Consider the following 21,482-nt stretch of genomic DNA (forward strand, 5'->3'; position numbering starts at 1 on the left):
TTAACGTCCCCTCTCGTCCACCTTTTCAAGCATTGCTCGTCCACCTTTTTTGGTCCACCTTTTAGACCACCTTTAATTTCTGATTTGAGATTTTTTCTTTAATACTTACTTTTTTTATTGAATCATAGAAAGCTATAGACATCAATACGCCCTTACACATCTTTATATACTTTGAATCTTGTTGCTAAAGCCTGATTCGCTCTCTGGGGGCACCATTTTTTTGTAAATAAATTTTTTATTTTACACATGCTTGTAAATGAATCGGCTTTTAAAACCTTGTCTGTTAAAGTTTATGCTTTCTGATTCTGCATAATTTAGCGTTTTTAAGTTCTATTCTTGAAAAACTATGTAATACTTTAACAAATTATCTATTGATCTAAGTGTATTGCTCAATAATTTTTTCTTCCATTCAAATTAACTTTTTGCTTATCCCACAGAAAAAGCATTATAAATATACCTAATTTCCAGTCATATCTAGAAGAAATTTTAAACTATCGATGCAAATCTTACATAAAATTTTATTCAAATAGTGCAAATCAGCCATTCCCTCCAAGGTACTCTTTAGACGCACTAAATATCTGAATATTTTTGTTTAAAAAATTAAAATCTTTTAAAGAGATTTCTTATTGAATTATACTTAATTTAAACTCAATAAAAACTTTCCTTGAATATATATGTCATTCTTACAAATTTATCTCTCATAAACTGTTAGAGTAATAACATTTTCTTTTCGCCAATATGAACGATCTAAATAAAATAAATATCTGGAAAGGTAAAATAATTCAAAAATACACGACCGGAATTTAATATAATTTATCAAACATTTTCAACTAAACATTTCTTATTATTACGAAAACGATTGTTAGAACTTTAAAAAAATATTGCTTTATAAAAAACTTTTAAACAGGAAAAAAATGATAAATATCATAATGACCTTTCATTTTTTCAGAAAAAACTATCATGTTTAGAAATGAAACTCTTAGATAACACACTCAAAGAATTAACTTATGAAGAATTATTTTAATTGAAACTTAAATAGTTTTACAAAGAACGCTTTTAAATGCGTATTAAAATGATTGACCTTTTACAAGAAATTTGTCAGAAAGCATATCTAGTTTGGAGGGGTGGCCGAGCGGTTTAAGGCACCGGTCTTGAAAACCGGCGTGCAGGAGACTGTACCGTGGGTTCGAATCCCACCCCCTCCGCCACAGCACTTTTATGGTGCTATAACTTTTTGATTCTGTGTAATTGTATGTAGCTTGCCAGCGGGTTTTGTATATTTTGCCACTAGTTTTTGTACCAATTTATTTTTTCTCAAAGAGTTTTAAAGGTGTTCTCAAAGGGTCTTCAAATGCCTTTCAAAGGGTATTTAAAGCCCCTTTTTCTTTTCTACTCAAAATCGCAATTTGAGATGATCAATCAAATTGACTGATAATTTTTCTGTATCCTAAGCATACTATCAAAAAGAGAAAAAGCGTTTAAGCAATTCGGTCAACTTGACCGAATTCCTTTTCAGTATGCAATTGTGCAATGTTTTCATCATTACTCCTTTAAGGAATTGGGTAAACATTACCCTATTGCTGTACTCATGCAATTGGATCAACTTGATCCTATTGCTCTTTGAGCAATTGGTGCAAGTTGCACCTATTCCTTACCTCCACACCAAAGTGCGAACTTTTGATTTTGGTCTCAATACTCTTCAACACCGATCAAAGGTCAAGTTGACCCTTTGATTTTCTGTCTCTCCAAGGTTTATTTTTCCTCTGCCTCTTTTCCCTTGTCTGGTGCCTCAAAGGTGATTTCTGTGGTGTATCCACTTTGCTTCTCATAGCAGTGGGTGACGGTCGCGGCTTTCCATGGACCATTGATTTGCCCACGAAACCCTTGCAATAAAAGAGGTTGATCCGCCATGATTTCGGGACGTCCCTCAAGGGTCAAAGAACCACTGCCTACAGCACGACACAACCTGTCCGACTCGGAAGCAGCAGCAGCTCGTGCTTCCTCCTCACAAGTGTAACAAGTGCGAAGACGCCGCACGGGACCGCTAAACCCTGTCTGATGTTTGACTTGGCATTGCTGCCCTTTTGAGCGATCAAAATAAGAAGCTTCAATGGTGCCATATTGCGTACGTGGCTCTAACGTAAATTCCCAGTTGGAACAGTCGTACTTATGGATTGCTAATGCTGGTAAATTGTCACCGCTTAAAAATAAAAACTTATTGTCCTTGATCAAAAAACGTGCCCGCATGCGATCGGCAAGGCGGGTTAAAAAATCAACAGCCGATTGATCTGTACGAATCACATAAGGCAAAGTTTGTTGAGTGAACTGGGGACTGACCTTTGCTTGATAGCCATGGCGTTTGGCAAGTGTCTCAACAATCTCACCAATGGTTTGGTGGTCAAAATGTTCACTCACCTGTTCTTTGAGCTCTTTACGCATCGAGGCGCTTTTGCCACAAAGGCGCAAGATCTCTCCATCACTGCCCCCCACAACTTACAACCGATTCGACAACAAAACACCCCATAAATGCACTGATGCTGTTCTCATAGCCAAAGATCACCTGTAACGCACTATTGCTTGAGGGAACCTCTAAATCATTGCCACTATCGTCAAACTCTGCTTCAAATGTATCGGCTTCATTCCCGGCATGGTCCGTAATCGTTGCGGTTAAAAGACGCTGGTAAAAAACCTCATGAACAGGTTTGTCTCCCACCTTGACCACAATAAAAGGGTGTGTACGCATTAATCCCATAACCGCTTCACCATGCTGTTCTTTTCTTGGCTAACAAATTCAGGCAGAATGACCTTTAAGCCCCGTGGTAAAAACACACCATATTTGGCAATCTCTGGATTAGCTTCCAGTGTGGCTTCTAAATAGCCTTTGAGTAAACCAGCTTGCCTCCGGTCTCCTAACACAGCCATGACATGGTGAAAGCAAAGGAGATCGAGGCTCATATCCTCTAGCTCTACAATAACGCGCTTTTTGGGTATCTTCATGGGGTAGGTTCCTCTTGGTAATACCCCATTTGATATTGTCTCTCTTGGTATTGTCCTTGTGGTTTTCCGCCATTAAAAAAGGGCAAGAGCGTAATGGAATAGCGGATGCGTTGGGATTGACCAGAAAGACTGATATAGTCGTGGTCTTTATTGATCGTGGTGATTACTACGGGTCCATGGAGAAGGACACTATAGGTGGTATCATTAATCCAACGAAGCATCTGGACCGGCTTTGCTCTTCGAATAGTTGTAGTGATGGCATCAATGGCTACCCGGTCCCCAAATTCTTCTGGAAACCAAACCCCATGAATGTTTTTTGCATCATTGCCATAGCCGGTAAATTGCAAACTGGGTGCCTTGCCAAAACGCTCCATACAAACCCATGAGGCAGAAAACTCTTCTTCAAAAGATTGGAAATTCAGCCAATCCACATAAAATTGATGCGGTCCTAACATCATCAAAGGATCTCTCATAGGCTCCCTCCCCTCATTCTGTCCCGCCATGCAGCGCATTAGCGCGTGCCCGTTGCACAAAGCATGGGCAAACCGCACGACCAGTGGCCATGGGTTCACGCGCCCCATTAACATGCACTGTGACATTTTGATTGTGTGTGATGGGGGAACGGTCTTTGTCTCTTTGCTCTCTCGCAGATGAATTTACAGGAGGAGCCCCTGCAAATTGTGCAATCGGTTGAATGGCTGTTTTACCCCCCAAAAAACTTGGCAAAAACTCTCTTAAATTAATGGACCCAATCCACCCCTTAATGCGATAGGGCAAAGATTTACAAAAATCCGTCAATTGTGAGATGGTGCCCATAAAACCATCGACAATCCAACTTGCTAAATCTTCCCCAGCTTGTTCCATACCAGCCTTGGCACCCTCAGAGATGCTTTTCGCGGGCAAAAAAACTCTTCAACCATTGCCAAAAATTGGAAAGGCTTTGTTTAGCCCATCCCCAAAAGCTTCTAAATAAGCCGGCATTTCTTTGCCATACCAACTTTGCGACAATTGTACTTCCTTCACAAGCCCCCCCCATAATGCTGCGCCATCTTTTCGGCTAAATAAGCCCCATTGCCCCGTGCATCCAAAGCGCCCCCCAACAAACGCGGCAAACTATTCACCACATAAAATAAAATTTCTCTTTGTTGGTCAAACGGCGTATTGCGCAATTCCACCATAAACCGAACACGGCGCACCAATATCTTGTCCCACTTCCATCACCACAATCGACGTCGCATCGCCCGATCTGGCAAGATCAACACCAAAAACATGTTGGCGCCGTCGGTCAAGCCCAATATGAAGAGGTTTTAAGCGCCCCTCACACCAATTAAAAGCAGCTTGACTTCGTTGATAATCCGATTGATTTTTTAAATCATCCACACAAGCAAAACGCAACACTGCAATGTCAGGCGCACAACAATTTTCAATCTGTAAGCGTATTAAAGCAGCCGCTTCTTGATCGGCTGGTATGGCATCTAATTTTTTAAATAGAGTTTCGTAACAGGACCAAGTCCCATTTCACGGCGCTTATTGTGGTGCGTATAGCGAAAAAACCAAGAGCGTGTATTGTCTTTTCGAACATTCAACCATAGCCCTGCCTCATCTCAATAATTTACCCTGTGAAGATGACTTGACGAATGATGCTGATAACCGATGAATCGCCCTCACTTAACGCCTCTCTCGTCCACCTCTTAGATCACCTTTAATTTCTGATTTGAGATTTTTTCTTTAATACTTAATTTTTTATTGGAACATAAAAAATTATCTGCATCAATAGCTCTTGCACATATTTACATAACTTGAATCTTGTTGCAAAAGCCCGCTCCACCCTCTGGGGGTACCATATATTTTTTAATTACGTGTAGCTTATTCATTTTCCGAGTGTTTTTAAATCCAAGAGAAGGTAGAGATGAACGTGAATTTACAAAACATGTTATTTTTATCAAACTTCTTTTTTAATGCTTTAAATTCAGCTAATTTATACCAAGGAAAATATTAAAGTTTAAGTTTCTAATGAATATACTAACGACTTCATAACATTGGCAAAATTATCCGGCGAGCTATTATTAAAAGAATCAGAAAGTTTTTTGTAAAATTCTTTCCACAAACATTTTCTTCAATAAAGCCAACTGATTCATCAGCCTTAACTTTAGCAAAGATATAACCAAAGTCTTCTAAAGCTTTAATGCGATAAAGAGTGTGATTATAAAATACATGTGTTTCATTTATTAAAGCAAATTCTTTTCTTTAAAAAGGTTATCGCCTTCTATCTAACAGCGTTGTTTGCTGTAAAATTCAAATTATCTATCTGCTCAACTAAAGAACTTTTATTGTTTAGCTTTTGTGCTTTTTTCAAAGAGATGTGGGCTTTCAAGAATAAGCTTTTCTCGTGCTTTTTGTAACTGTTTAATGACCTCATCAATCTTTGACGGAGAACAAAAAGATTCTTGGCTATTCAACAAATGCAGCCTCTCCTTTCCCTCATATAAACATTGCATCTGAGATTGAAGTATTCTAACTTCTTGAAAAAAAAGACGCCCTGTTTCCTTAAAACCATTATTAAGTGCAAAAAGTTGATCAGAAATGGATAGCAGAATTTGTTTTAAAAAACGCTCATTTTCTTGGCGTTTACGATATTCTAAAATAAGAGCATGGCTTATCTCATCTAACTGTTTTTTTGTAGAATCAATTTGACGCAATAAATTTGGTTTTTCCCCCATATCACCTTTTCTCACCTTCACAAGCATAGCATGAATGTCTAACAACTTAATTGCGGAATGAGATAAATAATCAACAACTGTAGGCGTATTAACATAGCGTTTCCGTGTGATCATCACAAACTCACCTAATGACTGTTTTTTACATTCATCCCGCTATTTATTTTTCATTTTACAAAACCATTCTAAAGAAAGTGCTAAAAAACATTACCTCCAATACATTATTTGATGGAGCTCCTTCTCTCTTTTCACTATCAACGTGGAATCCGTGGAGAGAGAAAACGTACAGGTGTATAAAGGATAAGATGTGTTGTTTTCTCCAACACACTACTACCATCAGCAAGAAGGGCTTGACTAGGTGACAATTCTGTACCTTGCATAATTGTGGAAGCTAAAGAACCTTCTCGAGAAAGAGCCATCAACGTTGGTGAAGATGCAAAGACATTGTGTGCTCCCCCATCCACATGAGAGAAATCAAGAACAGCTATTCCATTTTTACGCAACATTTCAATATCTGAGCCATCGCCCACACGATGATGTCCACCCGTAAGACGTCCTGAAACCGCGAGAGCTTTATCCGTTCTGGATACTAAAATAGCTGTTGGCTGCGGGAGTTTTTTTATATCATTAAGTTGGCGCTCAAATACATCAACATCAATATCGGGTGCAGCCATTAATAAACTTGTAATACGACGAATAGGCCTATATTTTCCCTGTAAAGCTAATGTTCTAAATGCTTCCATTATAACAAAATTGCCCATAGAATGTGCAATAACCGAAATTTGATCAGCATTGGTTTCACTAATAAGCGTTAAAAGCTCTATCAATCCGTCACGGGCAAAATTAGCACTATCACGATCATAAATATAAAGAGGAACAGATCCGGCAGAAGGCCAAGAATAATGCACAGCGACAACATTTAAAGAATAATCGTGTGTAAACTGTGCTGTACGAAATGTACCATCTGCAAAATTATTATTATACCCATGGATAAAAAGAAAAATTTCTCTTTTTCCTTTTGGCTTTTTTGCTAAAGCAGCATTTAATTGCTGTTTAAACTGTTCTTTATTATCGTATTTTTGCAATGATACTGCTGCAAAATACTTATCATGTGTAGGTTTATACGCATTTATTTCAACAACTCCCTTTACATGTTGCTGAGGAATTCCTACGTCAACGCGATTATAATGAACTTTATTTGATCGCTCTGCACCATAAGGTTGAGCGTAATTATTTTGCATCATACGACTTGTTGCAACATACACTGGAACGATGGCTTTTGGAGAAACTGGTTTCCCTCCAACTTCCCTTTCTACGGCAGTCATAGAAGGTGTTGCATGCACCCCATGCCAAAGTACAGCACGTGAATCACTACATGCTGGCAATAAAGAAATACAAATAAGAAGTGTTAAATATCTCAGAATCATTATACTTCTCACTGCAATTTCACCCCACCTTATAAAAATATAACATTTCAAATGCATAGATAAAGTAATAAAAAACGAAACATTCTTAGAAACACACCAACAAATAACATACAAAAAAGATTTTTCTATAATACGTATAAATCCCCTCTCTCTAACATAACTTCATCTCATTATAAAGAGAGACTCACTGCTAACTGGTGCGGTCGAGAAGACTCGAACTTCCACGGGTTGCCCCACAGCGACCTCAACGCTGCGCGTCTACCAATTCCGCCACGACCGCACGTGGAAAGAAAAAACCTTGGTTTTTAGCCTTTAACAAATCATAAAGAAAGGTACAAGCCAATTTTCTTTTTCTCATAATTTATTTTATTCAGACGACTTATAACTTAATAGAGATTACGAGAAATATGGGCTCTACTATGACCTTTGAACCATCATCATAAAATGTGTTTGTGCCGCTTGATCTTTTTCATAATAACCATGAAAGTTTTTTGTAATTGTTGTAGAGCCCTGTTTTTGGATTCCTCTCATAGCCATACACATGTGCTCAGCCTCAATCAATACTGCTAAACCATGAGGCTTCAGATACGTTTTTAACGCGTGAGCCACTTGCGCTGTCATAGCTTCTTGAGTTTGTAAACGACGAGAAAAAATATCTACAACACGTACAATTTTTGAAAGACCAACAATTTTCTCATTAGGAAGATATGCTATATGTGCTTTCCCAATAATTGGAATCATATGATGCTCACAGTGTGAATAAAAAGGTATATTCTTTACGATTACGGATTCATTATATCCTGAAACCTCTTCAAAAACTGTACCTAAGGTTTCTTTAACAGATTGACTATAACCATTAAAAAGCTCGCGATATGCCTTGGCTATACGTTTTGGAGTATCTAAAAGCCCTTCTCTATTTGGATTTTCCCCTATCCATAAGAGTAATGTACGAATCGCTTCTTCCACCTCTTCAATACTCGGACGCTTTTCTTCAGATAAATTTGCGTCTTCTTTAACAACATTACGCATTCAAAAACTCCAAGCTTACTCTATACAAAGCATTTGCTCCATACCTATTTCATTTTGTATAATCTCTATATAAGCGAATTAAAAGTTTAAACAATCACGACTCTTAAAATTTCAGGCAATAGTGCATGATTGATAATATCTATAATGATAAAATACTTAAATATGCTGCACATATAGGCAAAATTGGGCGTCTTAATAATCCTGATGCAACATCAAGAAAACATGCACATCTTTGTGGCTCGACAATCACTGTAGATTTAAAAGTGGAAAATGGTATTATTACGGATTTTGCTCACGAAATACATGCATGTGTGCTAGGGCAAGCTTCGGCTTCACTTTTAGCATCTCATATCATCGGACAAACAACACAAGATCTTAAAATATTGCGTGAAGTTATCTACAAAATGCTAACGCAAAATGGTCCTTCTCCTCAAGCTCCATTTGAGGATTTTTCTTGCTTACAGCCCATTAAAGACTATAAAGTGCGCCATACAGCAACACTACTACCCTTTGATGCAACGATAGATTGCATTCAACAAATTGAAGAAAAATAAATGTTCAAATCACAATCTCAACAAAAAAAATTGACTCGAAATTACACAGGCACTTGGCAAAAAACACCCGGACGATTATTGGGAATTTTCTTAATACGTTTCTATCAAATAACACTTTCGAGCCTTATAGGCAATCAGTGTCGCCATGCCCCGACTTGTTCAGAATATATATATGAAGCGATTGCACGCCATGGGCTTTGGGCTGGTGCATGGATGGGACTCTTTCGTATCATGCGTTGTGGGCCCTTTGGAACAGATGGCTTTGATCCAGTACCTATTTCGCTTGGAAATTCTTGCTGTTTTTATAAACCTTGGCGTTACTGGAAAATTTCTGACAAACACAACAAATAATCCTTTTCTTTTTTCATATGTATTGATAAAAAATCAGTCTATAAGCTTTTTACTCAATTTTCACGAAACCATCCGCAATCGTTAGCGGAATTGGATTAAAAGGGTGTTTTTATGTCTTGCTCTATTTCTCTTTTTTTTCCCGATGGTTCAAAACGTAATTACCCCGCCGAAATGACAGGCTTGGAATTAGCAGAATCTATTTCTAAATCACTTGCAAAAAAAGCAGTCGCCTATAGTCTTGATGGTATCACGCGAGACTTATCGGATCCATTGGGACAATCTGGTCAAGTAGAGATTATTACCCGAGAAGATTCACGCGCTCTTGAGCTCATAAGGCATGATTGCGCCCATGTCCTTGCTGAAGCAGTACAAGAACTCTTTCCTGAAACGCAAGTAACAATAGGTCCTGTTATTGAGAATGGATTCTATTATGATTTTGCACACCAACAACCTTTTACATTAGATGATCTCACTGTTATTGAAAAGAAAATGCGTGAAATTATCCAACGCAATAAACCTATTAGAAAAGAAATTTGGTCTCGTGAAAAAGCGAGAAAAATTTTTTCTGAGAAAAAGGAATTTTATAAAGTTGAACTTATTGATAGCATTCCTGAAAATCAAGATTTAAAAGTTTATTATCAAGGGGAGTGGTTTGATCTTTGTCGCGGACCGCACATGCAATCTACAGGGCAAATTGGGAATGCTTTCAAATTAATGAAAGTTGCAGGAGCTTATTGGCGTGGCGATGCCAATAATCCAATGCTCACGAGAATTTATGGAACAGCATTTGCAAATGAAAATGACTTAAAAGCCTACCTCCATATGCTAGAAGAAGCTGAAAAACGTGATCATCGCCGCTTGGGACGTGAGATGGACTTATTTCACTTTCAAGAAGAAGGGCCAGGAATGATTTTTTGGCACAAAAAAGGTTGGAAAATGTTCCAAAATTTAATCAGCTATATGCGTAGACGCCTTGATGATCATCAATATGCTGAAGTTAATGCACCACAAGTTCTCGATAGGTCACTCTGGGAAATATCTGGTCATTGGGGCTGGTATAAGGAGAATATGTTCAAAGTAATTCCAGCAGCAGAAGATTCAGATCATGGGAATGTTTATGCCCTTAAACCAATGAATTGCCCTGGTCATGTTCAAATTTTTAAACATGGTTTAAAATCTTATCGTGATTTGCCTATTAGACTTGCTGAATTTGGACTTGTTCATCGTTATGAGCCTTCAGGCTCTTTACATGGTCTTATGCGTGTGCGTGGTTTTACACAAGATGATGCGCATATTTTTTGTACTGATGAACAATTAGCCGATGAATGTCTCAGTATTAATGATCTTATTTTATCAACTTATGCTGATTTTGGTTTTAAAGAAATTAGTCTTAAGCTTTCAACACGTCCAGAAAAACGAGTTGGATCTGATGCATTATGGGATCATGCAGAAAGTATCATGGAATCTGTCCTTAAAACGATTGAAACAAAATTTGCAGGACAAATCAAAACAAGCATCCTTCCGGGTGAAGGAGCATTTTATGGTCCAAAATTTGAATATACATTAAAGGATGCTATCGGTCGTGAATGGCAATGTGGAACAACACAAATAGACTTTAATCTTCCTGAACGTTTTGGTGCATTCTATATTGATAAAGATTCAGAAAAACGTCAACCTGTTATGATCCACCGTGCTATTTTTGGATCAATGGAGCGTTTTCTTGGTATATTAATCGAAAATTTTGCTGGACATATGCCACTTTGGCTTTCTCCTGAACAAATTGTTGTTGCAACAATTACATCCGAAGCAAATGAATATGCCAAAAAAATAACAGCAAAACTTAAAGCTATTGGGCTTTCCGCAACAATAGATCTCCGCAATGAAAAAATTAACTATAAAATACGAGAACATTCTTTACAAAAAGTCCCCGTAATTTTGGTATGTGGCAAACGTGAAGCTGAAACAAACAGCGTAAATATGCGCCGCTTAGGAAGTACAAATCAAACCCTTTTATCTGTAGAAGATGCAATTAAACAACTCTCAAATGAGGCAACACCTCCAGATTTGCAACGTGTAATAAATGCATAATATCACAGAAGATGGTAATACGTTAATTTTTTTACTATAAATCTTCAATTTTTGTACAAAATGAAATAATTTGATATTGTAGTGTTTTTGTTTCATGCACAACTACCTATCACCAGAAAGAATCGCGTGCTCTCTCTACAAGGTGGTTTGGTGAAAAAGTTGAATGTAAGCTATGAGCTGTTTAAATGCAAACAACATAGACAATTGAATATTAATAATAACATTAATCTTTTACTTTTATAATGAAAAGATGCTGCTACTATCATGGATAGATCATTACGATAATTATAGCAACATCAAGCAAGAAGGCTGAAAACAAGATTATATTTATTAATAAAAAATATGTAAAATTAGCTGAACAATGATATGTCTTATTCGTAAGATAAGCTCTTATAAAAAGACAAGATATTGATTTATAATGGTAATATATCGTTATTCATATTAAATAAGGTTTCGAATATCATAAGCTTCTCTCGTTTTAAATATGTTTATGTTGAATCTATCAAAATCATTTGCTTGCACGAAACAAGCAGAATGAGTGTGTGGATAAAAGTTATTGAGAAAGAACTTTTAAAATGCCCACAATGAACCGCCTAAAGTGCTAAGGATTGTTGCAATCATTGAGGACCGACTATAACTATAATGATGATGCTGACTTGCTTCTTTATAAATGTAAAAATAGCAGTACTCAACGAGTTTACCATTAATCATTCACAAGGCATTATAGTAAAATAAGATTAAGAAGCCTTAAGAAACATCTCTTTAAAACAAGCACATGAATTGGTAAGCCAATGGCATTATACATCCCGCAATCTACACTGATGAGATATTGCCTTAATTTTTATAAAGCTAAATCAAAGAAAAATGGCAAAACTCAGCGTTTATTCTTTCTCCTCTTCATATTTTACCAAATTAAAAACTCTTATAAAAAACTCGTTAAATATACATATACGATACATGACCACTCGTTGAACGTATTAAACTCTGAGCATATCCATAAAACGTCTAAATATCTACGAAACACATATAAAATAAAAAAATATTATTATTATCGTGCTCTATCAAGAACACGCTTACATTCAATGAGTTCAAACAGAATCTCTTGTAACAATGCTTTATCAGTTTTATCTTTGTAAAGATTCACAGAACCGACAGATGTTTCTCCTTCATTCCTCATGAAACTCAAAAGCCCAAAAGAAGATTTCTTAGGCTTATTACTAGCATTTTCAGAAGTTTGTCCTGCATGTTTCTTTTCTATGACCACATTCATAGCATCAAGATCACCATTACCAAATGCAGTCACAAAAGCAACACCATTTTCTTTCAAAAGGCGTTGCACACCTTTTATCGTATAACCCTGATCATATAGTAACTGCTTAATACCATTGAGCAAATCAACATCGACAGGGCGATAATAGCGCCTTCCTCCCCCACGTTTCATTGGTTTAATCTGCCTAAAACGTGTTTCCCAGAATCTTAAGACATGCTGCGGAAGCTCCAATAACTCCGCTACTTCGCTAATTGTGCGAAAAGCATCAGAGCTTTTATCCATTTTGCAACACCTTATTTAAAACAAAATAAATTACTTCACAATGACTCATTCTGTCTCAATTTCTCAACAAGATTAGTCAAAAATAAGACCATCATTGATACCTTACTCAACAGTCTTTTTCTAAAAAACAAAGACCCTTATTTTATACATTTTTTTAACAAATACCAAACATACCATGGCATTTATTTATGAGATATCATTTTTTCTGTTTTGCACGATGCGAATCTAAAATTCTCTGTTTAAGGACATTGGCAGCCTTAAACGTCACAACACGTCGCGGCGGAATAGGTGCTTCAACACCTGTTTTTGGATTGCGTCCAACACGTTCATTTTTACTGCGAACCTGAAAAGTTGCAAAAGAAGATAATTTAACCGCTTCACCTCTTACAAGTGAGTTGCAAATCTCATCCAAAACCAATTCGACTAAAGCTGCTGATTCAGTATGTGACAAGCCCACTCTTTTACAAACTACGCTCGCTAAATCTGCACGCGTTACTGTCTTACTTGTCATTATAACCACCTATTAAAATATTTAAAATTACAAAATGACTTATACGTTTTCTTGAAATATGGTCAAGTAGCCATAATTTACCAACGAATAAGAATTGCTCCCCATGTAAATCCACCTCCCATGGCTTCTAACATGATAAGATCTCCTTCTTTTATTTTTCCATCGCAAACAGCTGTTGTTAAAGCCAACGGAACTGATGCGGCAGACGTATTACCATGTTGATCAACGGTAATCACAACTTTATCTAGTGAAATTCCCAACTTTTTAGCAGATGCTTCAATAATGCGCTTATTAGCCTGATGAGGTACAAACCAATCTAGTTGTGAAGAATCCATACCTGCAGCTGCAAAACAATCATCAACCACATCCGTTATCATACCAACAGCATATTTAAAAACTTCTCGTCCTTCCATACGCAAATAGCCTGTCGTTTGTGTTGTTGAAGGTCCACCATCAACATATAGCTTATCTATATAAGCACCATTAGAGCGCAGTTTTGCAGACAATATACCACGCTCAAAAGCAATAGTCCCCTCAATTTCTTGAGCTTCCAAAATAGCGGCACCCGCACCATCACCAAACAAAACACATGTCGTACGATCTTCCCAATCTAAAATTCGAGAAAATGTATCGGATCCAATAACTAAAATTCTTTTAGCCGCTCCACATCGTAAATAAGAATCTCCTGTTGTTAAAGCAAAAATAAAACCAGAACAAACAGCTTGAATATCAAAAGCAAATCCATGGCTCATTCCCAAAGCATGCTGAATTTCAACAGCAGAAGCAGGAAAAGTACGATTCGGGGTGGACGTTGCTAAAATAATACAATCAATGTCTTTTATTGTAAGACCAGCATTTATAAGGGCGGCTTGCGCAGCCTCAACTCCTAAAGAAACAGTTGTTTCATTTTCACTGGCAATATAACGTTGGCGTATTCCTGTACGCTGAACAATCCATGAATCTGACGTTTCAACAAACTTTGCAATCTCATCATTTGATAAACTTCTTTTTGGCAAAGCACTTCCTACACCACGTATAATTGAGCGAATCATTCAGCTCTTACCTTTTCTTCAAATTTTTCATTTCTATTATAAGAGCTTATCATAAGGACTCTCCATTCATCACCGCTTCATCTTCTTGGTCAAGAAGTGTTTCTTTATTCTCATGAAACCGCCGTAAATCAGCCGTTATTTTTTTTAAAAGTCCATTATTAACCATTTCATAACCAACGCGGATAGCAGAAGCAAAACCATTAGCATTGGCACTGCCATGACTTTTTATAACAACACCATTCAAACCTAAAAGCACTCCTCCATTCACCCTATCGGGATCCATTTTATGTTTCAGTATACGAAAAGCACCTCGCGATAAAAAATAACCAAGAGATGTTAAAAAAGAACTGCGCAGTGCAGAGTTTAAAATCTCCCCTATCTGTCGCGCAGTTCCTTCTGCGGTTTTTAAAGCAATATTACCAGAAAACCCCTCTGTCACAACAACATCGACCGTTCCTTTTCCAATGTCATTGCCCTCAACAAATCCTTTATATTCCAATCCTTCTAATTGCACTTCACGCAATATCATTCCTGCTTTTTTTATTTCATAAAGTCCTTTAACCTCTTCCACCCCCACATTTAAAAGCCCAACACTTGGTCTTTCAGTGTGATATAAAGCGCGAAACATACCCGCTCCCATAACCGCCAAATCAACCAACTGACTAGCCGAGGCACCTATTGTTGCTCCAATATCTAAAACGATACTCTCACTGCGCAGTGTTGGCCAGATACCCGCAATACCAGGACGCTCAGCCTCTGCAAGCATTTTCAAACAAAAATACGACATGGCCATAAGTGCACCCGTATTACCAGCAGAAATGCAAGCATCAGCTTCACCATTTTTTACCGCTTCAATGGCGTACCACATTGATGATTTACCACGTCCATTACGAAGTGCTTGGCTTGGCTTTTCATCCATGCGTGTATAACTTTCTGTAGGGCAAAAGCGCGATACAGAATCCAAACAGGGATATTTTTTTAAAACCGGACGAACAGCCTCCTCTACTCCATAAAACAGAAAATAAATATTTGATAAATATTTTTGTACAATTGCTGCTCCTGCAATAGCTGCTTCTGGACCGTAATCACCGCCCATGACATCCACAGAAATTCTAATCACGCTTGCATATCCCACATCTTTTCATTTTTAAATACATATTATGATTTTTGGCTCCTGAACACTCACACAGCACATCTTGCGAAAATATCGCTCCGCAGAAATGCCGTTTAGCATACAAATAGATATTTTTTGTATGTTTTTACAATCACTTCCAATTTTTCAAAACAGAAAATGGAGAGAATTTTTGCTCTGCTTCTTCTAAATTTTCAACCATATTCATCTGTATCCCCTCTTTACGTGGATAATGATTAATAGACAACTCAAAAAACTCTTCCATGATTGCACCAATATCAATTTTATCATCATAAAACACTTCAGGAGTATCAAGCCCCTCCACATCTAAAAACAATTCTCCTGTATCCTCTGATATTTTAGGCTTCATCAAATTTGAATCTTCAGGAACAAAAACAACCTCAATATTTTCACAAAGGATATTTTCTAATGGTTCTAATGTAACAACACATAACTGCAGTATACGCGCTTGCAATAGACCTTTTATACGCACTCCGCGTTTTTTCCACGGGAAAATATGGAATTTTCCCTCACAAGATTTTACTTCAATTAAATTATGGTTCTGGGCTAAATGTGTACATTCTTTTTTATTTGCACAAAGATGAACCCTTATACCTTTAGCAGGTAGAGAACGTACGGATATTGGATAAGCCAAAGCAAATGTCATTTGAGGAACATTTTGAACATTCATTGACAACTCCCAAACATAAAAACGCATAAAGCACTGTGTTTTTATTTATCTCAAGTATTTATGCATTTTTTTCTTTTCTAAAGAAATTCTATATGGCATAATTTTCTTTATAACAGGGAAACTCAGTGTAAGCTACGGTAGATTAAGTTAAAATTAGAAAAAACTTGAGGTTGCCTTCTTGTCCTACATCTCAGTATAAAAAGGAGATATCATTGTTTCAAATGCCTCACATAATAGCCTTAATCAAACGTAAATTATTAATTGGTCTATCAATAGCAAGCATAGGAATGCTTGCTGGGTGTAGTCTTCTTGATTCTTCAGGTTCGAGCCAAATTTATAGAGAGGGCTATGTTCTTGATAAAAATGCTTTAAGTTCTATCTCTATTGGCTCAAGTCAAGAGCAAGTTCTTTTAACTTTAGGGACCCCTTCATTAAAAACAAAATATGATAATGAAGTTTTTTATTACATCTCACAGACACGTTATCGTGGGATGCAGTTTATGAAAACAAAGATTATTGATCGCAAAGTTTTAGCCATTTACTTCAATAAAAATAATCAGGTTGCAAAAGTTGCAAATTACGGATTACAAGACGGTCAAGTGTTTGATTTTATTACACAAACAACGCCAACTGTAACAAAAGAACATCCTTTCTTAATTCAAATTATAAAAGGCCCTGCGAATTTGCCACGCCATAACTAAATCATATAGTCTACATACCGTTTCAATATTATAGGTCTGATACTATCAGACCTATAATAGGGGAATTTGTAGCTCTTAGAGGCGAACTTTTTTTGCCATACTGTCGAGAACTGCATTAACAAGTTTCGGTTCATCACCTTCAAAAAACGCCTTTGCTATGTCAACATATTCATTCATGACAACCGCAACGGGGACATCTTTACGGTTGATCAACTCCCATAAACCTGCTCGTAAAATTGCTCGCAATATAGAATCAAGACGTGAAAGAGACCACTCTGCTGAAAGCTGTTGATGAAGCAGAGGATCAAGCTGCTTTTGATCTTTTACAACACCCGTTATAATCGCCAAAAACCATTGAAAATCAGCTTCAAGATACTGCTCTCCATCAATATCTTTTCCCAAGCGATAAGCCTCATACTCAGCTGCCGTTTCCAACACCCCCGAACCCACGATATCCATTTGATAGAGTGCTTGAACTGCAGCGAGTCTTGCTGCTCCACGTTTATTGGCTGAACGCGGAAAATGTCTGCTTTTTATATCAGCCATATTTAACGATTATCTCCAAATCTCTTTTTTAGAGCGATCATACATAAAGCAGCTTCAGCCGCAAAACCACCTTTATTTTTATCATCTAGTTTTGCACGCACCCATGCTTGTTCTTCATTTTCAACAGTCAAAATACCATTTCCAATAGCCAAGTGCTGATGAACAGTTAAATCCATCAATGCACGACAAGAATCATTAGCAACAATTTCAAAATGATATGTTTCACCCCGAATAACACAACCAAGAGCAACATAACCATCATACGATATCTTATTTTTTTCAGCAAAAGCTATTGCACTTGGTATTTCTAATGCTCCAGGAACCGTTACAACATCATAACTTGCTTCAGCTTTTTGCAAAGTATTCACTGCACCTCTCAAAAGCGCATCAGAAATCCCCTCATAAAAACGTGCTTCAACAATCAATACGTGAGGCTTTTTACGTATCTCTTTCATCATAATGGAATTCCACAAAAAACGAATCAAAAAAATCAGGGTTATAAAGCATAAAATTCTGAAAACGATCAAGAAAGTTTTGGCTTATTCATCTTCTCTTTTTAAAGCTAAAATTTTTGCAGCATAACGAGCAAGTTGATCAATTTCCAAATTGACCCGATCTCCAATTTTAGCTTGTCCCCACGTTGTCATTTCGAGTGTATGGCGAATAATAAGAACATCAAAAACACAGTCCTCAACACCATTAACAGTTAAAGATGTCCCATTAAGAGCAATAGATCCCTTATTAACAATGAACGGCATAAATTGTCTTGAAACTTTTAAATAAAAACGAATTGCATCCCCTTCATTTTTTTGATCAATGATTTCAGCCAAACCATCAATATGACCAGAAACCAAATGTCCTCCCATTTCATCACCCAATCGAAGCGAACGTTCCAAATTAACAAAAGTTCCTTTTATCCATTGTGCAAGATTCGTTAAACGTAATGTTTCTTCCCACGCCTCGACAACAAACCAATTGGAATCTTCTTGTTTTAATCCTCGTTCTACAATTGTCAGACAAATTCCTGAACAAGCAATTGACGCGCCAATTGCTAAGCTTTCTATAGCATAGCGGGTAGAAATCTTTAAACGCATCCCCTGCTTTAAAGGTTGAACATCTTCAACACAACCAATATCCGTTATAATTCCTGTGAACATAATGTCTTACGTCTCCACTTATAAAAACGGTCATTTCCAAACATTCTTGTCTCAATCTCATGAAACTGCGAGAGATAATTTCCAAAATGAGGGGCTTCAATACGATTTTTGCCTAAAACAATGGGGGTATGAAAACATATCAAATGATCAACACAACCAGCATTCAAAAATTTTTCCCCTGTCTTGACGCCCCCTTCCAATAAAACACTATTAATCCCATGTTTATAAAGCATCTGTAAAAGAGCAAAGGGTTCTACACAACCATTGTTCATCTCGACCGAATAAACAGACACACCATATTGCTCCAATGCATTTTTTTTGCTTTTCTTTGAAAGATCCACATCACAAATAACCCATGTAGGAATTTTTATGGCTGTTTGGACAACTTTTGCATCAAGGGGGATAGATAAATCTGCATCCAAAATAATACGAATTGGTGAGCGCATCTCCATCCCTGGCAAGCGGCAATTGAGTTGTGGATCATCTGCTAATATAGTACCAATACCAACGAGGATAGCATTATTTTGAGCACGTAGAATATGCGTATGGGCATGAGAAAGTGTTCCACTAATTTTTACGCTGCCCTTCTCTCTTTTTCCAACACCATTATCGGCAGAAATTGCCATTTTAAAAGTAACCGCACAGCGTTGTATCTTCCTTATGCACCAATGCGTCCATAAGGATTCAAAAGCCTCTTCAGCTAAAATGCCCTCAACCACTTCAATACCCGCCGCTCGTAAAAGAGCAATACCATGACCATCAACACGCTTGTCACAATCAGTCAGCGCAACAACAACTCGAGAAACACCTGAATCAATAAGTGCATTCACACATGGCGAAGTTTTTCCATAATGCGCACAAGGTTCTAAAGTAACGTAAGCAGTCGCTCCTTGAGCCAAAGAACCTGCCATGTGTAAAGCTTGCACTTCCGCATGAGGACTCCCATGAATAGCTGTTACGCCATAGCCAACAATAAAAGCTCCCGCACCATTATCGTTTTGCACAATTAACGTACCAACAGAAGGATTCCCACCTGTAAGACCGACATGACGTTCTGCTAAACGAATAGCTGCAGCCATAAACCGTTCATCTTGCACTTTTTTATTCATCAAAACGAGATTCTGTATCCGCGATACCCTTTGACAATTCATCTATAACATCGTGAAAATCGCTTGCATTACGAAAATCTCGATACACAGAAGCAAAACGAATATAAGCAATATCATCAATTCTCTTCAATGCTTCCATCACAAGACGTCCAATTTTTTCTGAAGAAATCTCTGGTTCTCCCAAACTTTCAAGCTGACGTACAATGCCAGAAATTGCTCGTTCAATATGATCAGGATCAATATTGCGCTTACGTACAGCCACATCAACTGATCGCATTAACTTATCACGATCGAAGGGTTCACATCGTCCACTTTTTTTAGCAACCAAGAGCTCACGCAACTGAACACGTTCAAAAGTTGTAAAACGACCACCACAAACGGAACACACACGGCGGCGACGAATCACTGCGCCCTCTTCTGCTGGACGTGAGTCTTTAACCTGTGTATCCTCATATTGGCAGTAAGGACAGCGCATCCTTTGTATCCTTAACAAGTGCTAAGATAAGAGTAAAGAGGAAATTGATTCGTTATATCTTTTACCTTTTTCTCAACAGCCATTTCAACAGCATGATTATCTTCATCACTTTTTGCGCTCCGAAGACCATCAAGAACTTCTGAAATCAGATGACCAACTTGAATAAACTCTTTTTCTAAAAAACCACGCGTTGTGGTAGCAGGTGATCCCAAACGAATTCCCGATGTTATAGATGGCGTTTCAGAATCAAAAGGAATACCATTTTTATTGCAGGTAATATGAGCGCGTCCCAAAGCCAATTCAGCACGTTTACCTGTTAGATTTTTGGAACGTAAATCAACCAACAACAAATGATTATCTGTACCACCAGAAACAATATTAAAACCATTACTCTGTAATGTTTTTGCTAAAGTTTTCGCATTAGCGACAACATTGGCACTGTAACTCTTGAAAGAGGGACGCAAAGCCTCCTCAAACGCAACAGCCTTTGCAGCAATCACATGCATTAAAGGACCACCCTGAAGACCAGGAAAAATTGCAGAATTAATTTTTTTGGATAAAGCCTCATCATTTGTCAATATTAAACCACCACGAGGACCTCGAAGCGACTTATGTGTTGTTGTTGTTACAATATGCGCATGTGGAACAGGTGAAGGATGCACGCCACCAGCAACAAGACCAGCAATATGAGACATATCAACGAGTAGATGAGCACCAATCTCATCTGCAATTTCACGGAATCGCTTCCAGTCCCATAGCCGTGGATAAGATGAACCACCCGCTATAATAAGTTTGGGCTTACGCTCTTTTGCCAGCTGCTCAACTTCATCCATATCAATAATCTGATCTTCTCTACGTACACCATAGGAAACAACATCAAACCATTTTCCTGACATATTAACAGATGAACCATGCGTAAGGTGACCACCAGCATTTAAATCTAATCCCATAAATGTGTCATTAGGCTTCAGTAAAGCTAAAAAGACAGCTTGATTCATTTGGCTACCAGAATTAGGCTGTACATTCGCAAAAGCAGCACCGAAAAGCTGTTTTGCCCTTTCAATGGCTAAATCTTCAACGACATCAACAAATTGACATCCACCATAGTAGCGGTTTCTTGGATAACCTTCTGCATACTTATTAGTTAAAACAGACCCCTGCGCTTCAAGAACCGCTCTTGAAACAATGTTCTCTGAAGCAATCAGTTCAATTTCATGTTGTTGACGCTCAAACTCCCCTCTAATTGCATCAAAAATTGCACCATCAACAGTTTGTAAACTATCATTAAAAAAGCGCTTTTGTGCGTCATTTTCTTGCTGAGTCATAAAACACATTCCTAACATAAAAAAATAAAGTCAAGAAACGATAACACAGCAAACCATGCAAACCAAAC

Annotated in this window: 21 protein-coding genes, 2 tRNA genes and 3 pseudogenes; 5 read left to right on the plus strand and 21 right to left on the minus strand. The window is 37.6% G+C overall.

Annotation, left to right across the window (positions count from 1 at the left end; all coding sequences use genetic code 11):
* Positions 1–1,118 precede the first annotated feature (1,118 nt).
* Positions 1,119–1,208: transfer RNA gene (locus PVV63_RS07690), tRNA-Ser, on the plus strand.
* Between the two features lie 544 nt (positions 1,209–1,752).
* Here the strand turns inward: PVV63_RS07690 and PVV63_RS07695 are convergent.
* From PVV63_RS07695 to folE, 10 genes and pseudogenes are all read right to left on the minus strand, one after another.
* A pseudogene (locus PVV63_RS07695) lies at positions 1,753–2,743 on the minus strand (phage late control D family protein).
* Positions 2,743–2,997: a tail protein X gene (locus PVV63_RS07700; protein ID WP_273791366.1), complete on the minus strand. Its 255-nt coding sequence runs from the start codon at positions 2,995–2,997 to the stop codon at positions 2,743–2,745. Before PVV63_RS07700 ends, PVV63_RS07695 begins: the two are co-directional and overlap by 1 nt.
* Positions 2,994–3,470, minus strand: a complete 477-nt coding sequence (locus PVV63_RS07705; protein WP_273791367.1) for a phage tail protein — start codon at positions 3,468–3,470, stop codon at positions 2,994–2,996. Before PVV63_RS07705 ends, PVV63_RS07700 begins: the two co-directional genes overlap by 4 nt.
* Before the next feature lie 13 nt (positions 3,471–3,483).
* A complete protein-coding gene (locus PVV63_RS07710; protein WP_273791368.1) occupies positions 3,484–3,900 on the minus strand; it encodes a hypothetical protein in 417 nt (138 codons plus the stop codon).
* 45 nt (positions 3,901–3,945) lie between these two features.
* Positions 3,946–4,479, minus strand: a pseudogene (locus tag PVV63_RS10515) (hypothetical protein); the annotation flags it as partial.
* Positions 4,479–4,665: pseudogene (locus tag PVV63_RS07720) on the minus strand (Arm DNA-binding domain-containing protein); the annotation flags it as partial. The pseudogenes PVV63_RS10515 and PVV63_RS07720, both read right to left, overlap by 1 nt.
* 659 nt (positions 4,666–5,324) lie before the next feature.
* Positions 5,325–5,831 carry a hypothetical protein gene (locus PVV63_RS07725; RefSeq protein WP_273791370.1) on the minus strand — a complete coding sequence of 169 codons (507 nt, stop codon included), beginning with the start codon at positions 5,829–5,831 and terminating at the stop codon, positions 5,325–5,327.
* A gap of 137 nt (positions 5,832–5,968) precedes the next feature.
* Positions 5,969–7,141 carry an alpha/beta hydrolase gene (locus PVV63_RS07730; protein WP_273791371.1) on the minus strand — a complete coding sequence of 391 codons (1,173 nt, stop codon included), beginning with the start codon at positions 7,139–7,141 and terminating at the stop codon, positions 5,969–5,971.
* Between the two features lie 195 nt (positions 7,142–7,336).
* Positions 7,337–7,421: transfer RNA gene (locus PVV63_RS07735), tRNA-Leu, on the minus strand.
* 137 nt (positions 7,422–7,558) lie between these two features.
* Positions 7,559–8,170, minus strand: a complete 612-nt coding sequence (gene folE, locus PVV63_RS07740) for a GTP cyclohydrolase I FolE (protein ID WP_273791372.1) — start codon at positions 8,168–8,170, stop codon at positions 7,559–7,561.
* Between the two features lie 125 nt (positions 8,171–8,295).
* Here folE and PVV63_RS07745 point away from each other — a divergent pair, with 125 nt between their 5' ends.
* The 3 genes from PVV63_RS07745 (at position 8,296) to thrS (ending at position 11,163) form a co-directional block, all read left to right on the plus strand.
* Complete coding sequence (locus PVV63_RS07745) at positions 8,296–8,724, plus strand: iron-sulfur cluster assembly scaffold protein (protein WP_273791373.1); 429 nt, start codon at positions 8,296–8,298, stop codon at positions 8,722–8,724.
* Positions 8,725–9,075, plus strand: a complete 351-nt coding sequence (gene yidD, locus PVV63_RS07750) for a membrane protein insertion efficiency factor YidD (RefSeq protein ID WP_273791374.1) — start codon at positions 8,725–8,727, stop codon at positions 9,073–9,075. It begins immediately after the preceding gene.
* A gap of 111 nt (positions 9,076–9,186) precedes the next feature.
* Entirely contained in the window at positions 9,187–11,163 is a 1,977-nt protein-coding gene (thrS, locus tag PVV63_RS07755; protein ID WP_273791375.1) for a threonine--tRNA ligase, read from the plus strand.
* A 1,048-nt stretch (positions 11,164–12,211) separates the two neighbouring features.
* On the opposite strand, the gene PVV63_RS07760 is transcribed toward thrS, so the two are convergent.
* From PVV63_RS07760 to PVV63_RS07780, 5 genes are all read right to left on the minus strand, one after another.
* Positions 12,212–12,715, minus strand: coding sequence for a MerR family transcriptional regulator (locus PVV63_RS07760; RefSeq protein ID WP_273791376.1), 504 nt, complete (start codon positions 12,713–12,715; stop codon positions 12,212–12,214).
* Positions 12,716–12,911: 196 nt separating this feature from the next.
* The gene (locus PVV63_RS07765) at positions 12,912–13,226 is read right to left on the minus strand and encodes an integration host factor subunit alpha (protein WP_273791377.1); all 315 of its coding nucleotides are present in this window, start codon (positions 13,224–13,226) and stop codon (positions 12,912–12,914) included.
* Between the two features lie 77 nt (positions 13,227–13,303).
* Positions 13,304–14,278, minus strand: coding sequence for a beta-ketoacyl-ACP synthase III (locus PVV63_RS07770; RefSeq protein WP_273791378.1), 975 nt, complete (start codon positions 14,276–14,278; stop codon positions 13,304–13,306).
* 49 nt (positions 14,279–14,327) lie between these two features.
* Positions 14,328–15,398: a phosphate acyltransferase PlsX gene (plsX, locus tag PVV63_RS07775; protein ID WP_273791379.1), complete on the minus strand. Its 1,071-nt coding sequence runs from the start codon at positions 15,396–15,398 to the stop codon at positions 14,328–14,330.
* Between the two features lie 145 nt (positions 15,399–15,543).
* Complete coding sequence (locus tag PVV63_RS07780) at positions 15,544–16,101, minus strand: DUF177 domain-containing protein (protein WP_273791380.1); 558 nt, start codon at positions 16,099–16,101, stop codon at positions 15,544–15,546.
* 221 nt (positions 16,102–16,322) lie between these two features.
* On the opposite strand from PVV63_RS07780, the gene PVV63_RS07785 reads away from it, so the two are divergent.
* Positions 16,323–16,802 (plus strand): outer membrane protein assembly factor BamE, encoded by a 480-nt coding sequence (locus tag PVV63_RS07785; RefSeq protein WP_273791401.1) that lies wholly within the window; start codon positions 16,323–16,325, stop codon positions 16,800–16,802.
* A gap of 75 nt (positions 16,803–16,877) precedes the next feature.
* Here the strand turns inward: PVV63_RS07785 and nusB are convergent, their stop codons facing one another.
* The 6 genes from nusB to glyA all read right to left on the minus strand — a co-directional run bounded on the left by nusB (position 16,878) and on the right by glyA (position 21,414).
* Positions 16,878–17,348, minus strand: coding sequence for a transcription antitermination factor NusB (gene nusB, locus PVV63_RS07790; RefSeq protein ID WP_273791381.1), 471 nt, complete (start codon positions 17,346–17,348; stop codon positions 16,878–16,880).
* Between the two features lie 2 nt (positions 17,349–17,350).
* Entirely contained in the window at positions 17,351–17,806 is a 456-nt protein-coding gene (locus tag PVV63_RS07795) for a 6,7-dimethyl-8-ribityllumazine synthase (protein WP_273791382.1), read from the minus strand.
* Positions 17,807–17,887: 81 nt separating this feature from the next.
* A complete protein-coding gene (locus PVV63_RS07800) occupies positions 17,888–18,505 on the minus strand; it encodes a riboflavin synthase (RefSeq protein ID WP_273791383.1) in 618 nt (205 codons plus the stop codon).
* Entirely contained in the window at positions 18,487–19,614 is a 1,128-nt protein-coding gene (ribD, locus tag PVV63_RS07805; protein ID WP_273791384.1) for a bifunctional diaminohydroxyphosphoribosylaminopyrimidine deaminase/5-amino-6-(5-phosphoribosylamino)uracil reductase RibD, read from the minus strand. The genes PVV63_RS07800 and ribD overlap by 19 nt, the downstream gene beginning before the upstream one ends.
* The gene (gene nrdR, locus PVV63_RS07810) at positions 19,607–20,089 is read right to left on the minus strand and encodes a transcriptional regulator NrdR (RefSeq protein WP_273791385.1); all 483 of its coding nucleotides are present in this window, start codon (positions 20,087–20,089) and stop codon (positions 19,607–19,609) included. Before nrdR ends, ribD begins: the two co-directional genes overlap by 8 nt.
* Before the next feature lie 11 nt (positions 20,090–20,100).
* The gene (gene glyA, locus PVV63_RS07815) at positions 20,101–21,414 is read right to left on the minus strand and encodes a serine hydroxymethyltransferase (RefSeq protein ID WP_273791386.1); all 1,314 of its coding nucleotides are present in this window, start codon (positions 21,412–21,414) and stop codon (positions 20,101–20,103) included.
* Between the last annotated feature and the right edge of the window lie 68 nt (positions 21,415–21,482).

Source organism: Bartonella sp. CM31XJBT (genome assembly GCF_028618555.1).
In the GTDB taxonomy this organism is placed as follows: Bacteria; Pseudomonadota; Alphaproteobacteria; order Rhizobiales; family Rhizobiaceae; genus Bartonella.

Excerpts from the sequence above, each read along its gene's own strand:
- PVV63_RS07700 (WP_273791366.1), bottom strand. The coding sequence starts at position 2,997 with ATGAAGATACCCAAAAAGCGCGTTATTGTAGAGCTAGAGGATATGAGC.
- PVV63_RS07705 (WP_273791367.1), bottom strand. The coding sequence starts at position 3,470 with ATGAGAGATCCTTTGATGATGTTAGGACCGCATCAATTTTATGTGGAT.
- PVV63_RS07725 (WP_273791370.1), bottom strand. The coding sequence starts at position 5,831 with ATGATCACACGGAAACGCTATGTTAATACGCCTACAGTTGTTGATTAT.
- PVV63_RS07730 (WP_273791371.1), bottom strand. The coding sequence starts at position 7,141 with ATGATTCTGAGATATTTAACACTTCTTATTTGTATTTCTTTATTGCCA.
- folE (WP_273791372.1), bottom strand. The coding sequence starts at position 8,170 with ATGCGTAATGTTGTTAAAGAAGACGCAAATTTATCTGAAGAAAAGCGT.
- PVV63_RS07745 (WP_273791373.1), top strand. The coding sequence starts at position 8,296 with ATGATTGATAATATCTATAATGATAAAATACTTAAATATGCTGCACAT.
- yidD (WP_273791374.1), top strand. The coding sequence starts at position 8,725 with ATGTTCAAATCACAATCTCAACAAAAAAAATTGACTCGAAATTACACA.
- thrS (WP_273791375.1), top strand. The coding sequence starts at position 9,187 with ATGTCTTGCTCTATTTCTCTTTTTTTTCCCGATGGTTCAAAACGTAAT.
- PVV63_RS07760 (WP_273791376.1), bottom strand. The coding sequence starts at position 12,715 with ATGGATAAAAGCTCTGATGCTTTTCGCACAATTAGCGAAGTAGCGGAG.
- PVV63_RS07765 (WP_273791377.1), bottom strand. The coding sequence starts at position 13,226 with ATGACAAGTAAGACAGTAACGCGTGCAGATTTAGCGAGCGTAGTTTGT.
- PVV63_RS07770 (WP_273791378.1), bottom strand. The coding sequence starts at position 14,278 with ATGATTCGCTCAATTATACGTGGTGTAGGAAGTGCTTTGCCAAAAAGA.
- PVV63_RS07780 (WP_273791380.1), bottom strand. The coding sequence starts at position 16,101 with ATGAATGTTCAAAATGTTCCTCAAATGACATTTGCTTTGGCTTATCCA.
- PVV63_RS07785 (WP_273791401.1), top strand. The coding sequence starts at position 16,323 with ATGCCTCACATAATAGCCTTAATCAAACGTAAATTATTAATTGGTCTA.
- nusB (WP_273791381.1), bottom strand. The coding sequence starts at position 17,348 with ATGGCTGATATAAAAAGCAGACATTTTCCGCGTTCAGCCAATAAACGT.
- PVV63_RS07795 (WP_273791382.1), bottom strand. The coding sequence starts at position 17,806 with ATGATGAAAGAGATACGTAAAAAGCCTCACGTATTGATTGTTGAAGCA.
- PVV63_RS07800 (WP_273791383.1), bottom strand. The coding sequence starts at position 18,505 with ATGTTCACAGGAATTATAACGGATATTGGTTGTGTTGAAGATGTTCAA.
- ribD (WP_273791384.1), bottom strand. The coding sequence starts at position 19,614 with ATGAATAAAAAAGTGCAAGATGAACGGTTTATGGCTGCAGCTATTCGT.
- nrdR (WP_273791385.1), bottom strand. The coding sequence starts at position 20,089 with ATGCGCTGTCCTTACTGCCAATATGAGGATACACAGGTTAAAGACTCA.
- glyA (WP_273791386.1), bottom strand. The coding sequence starts at position 21,414 with ATGACTCAGCAAGAAAATGACGCACAAAAGCGCTTTTTTAATGATAGT.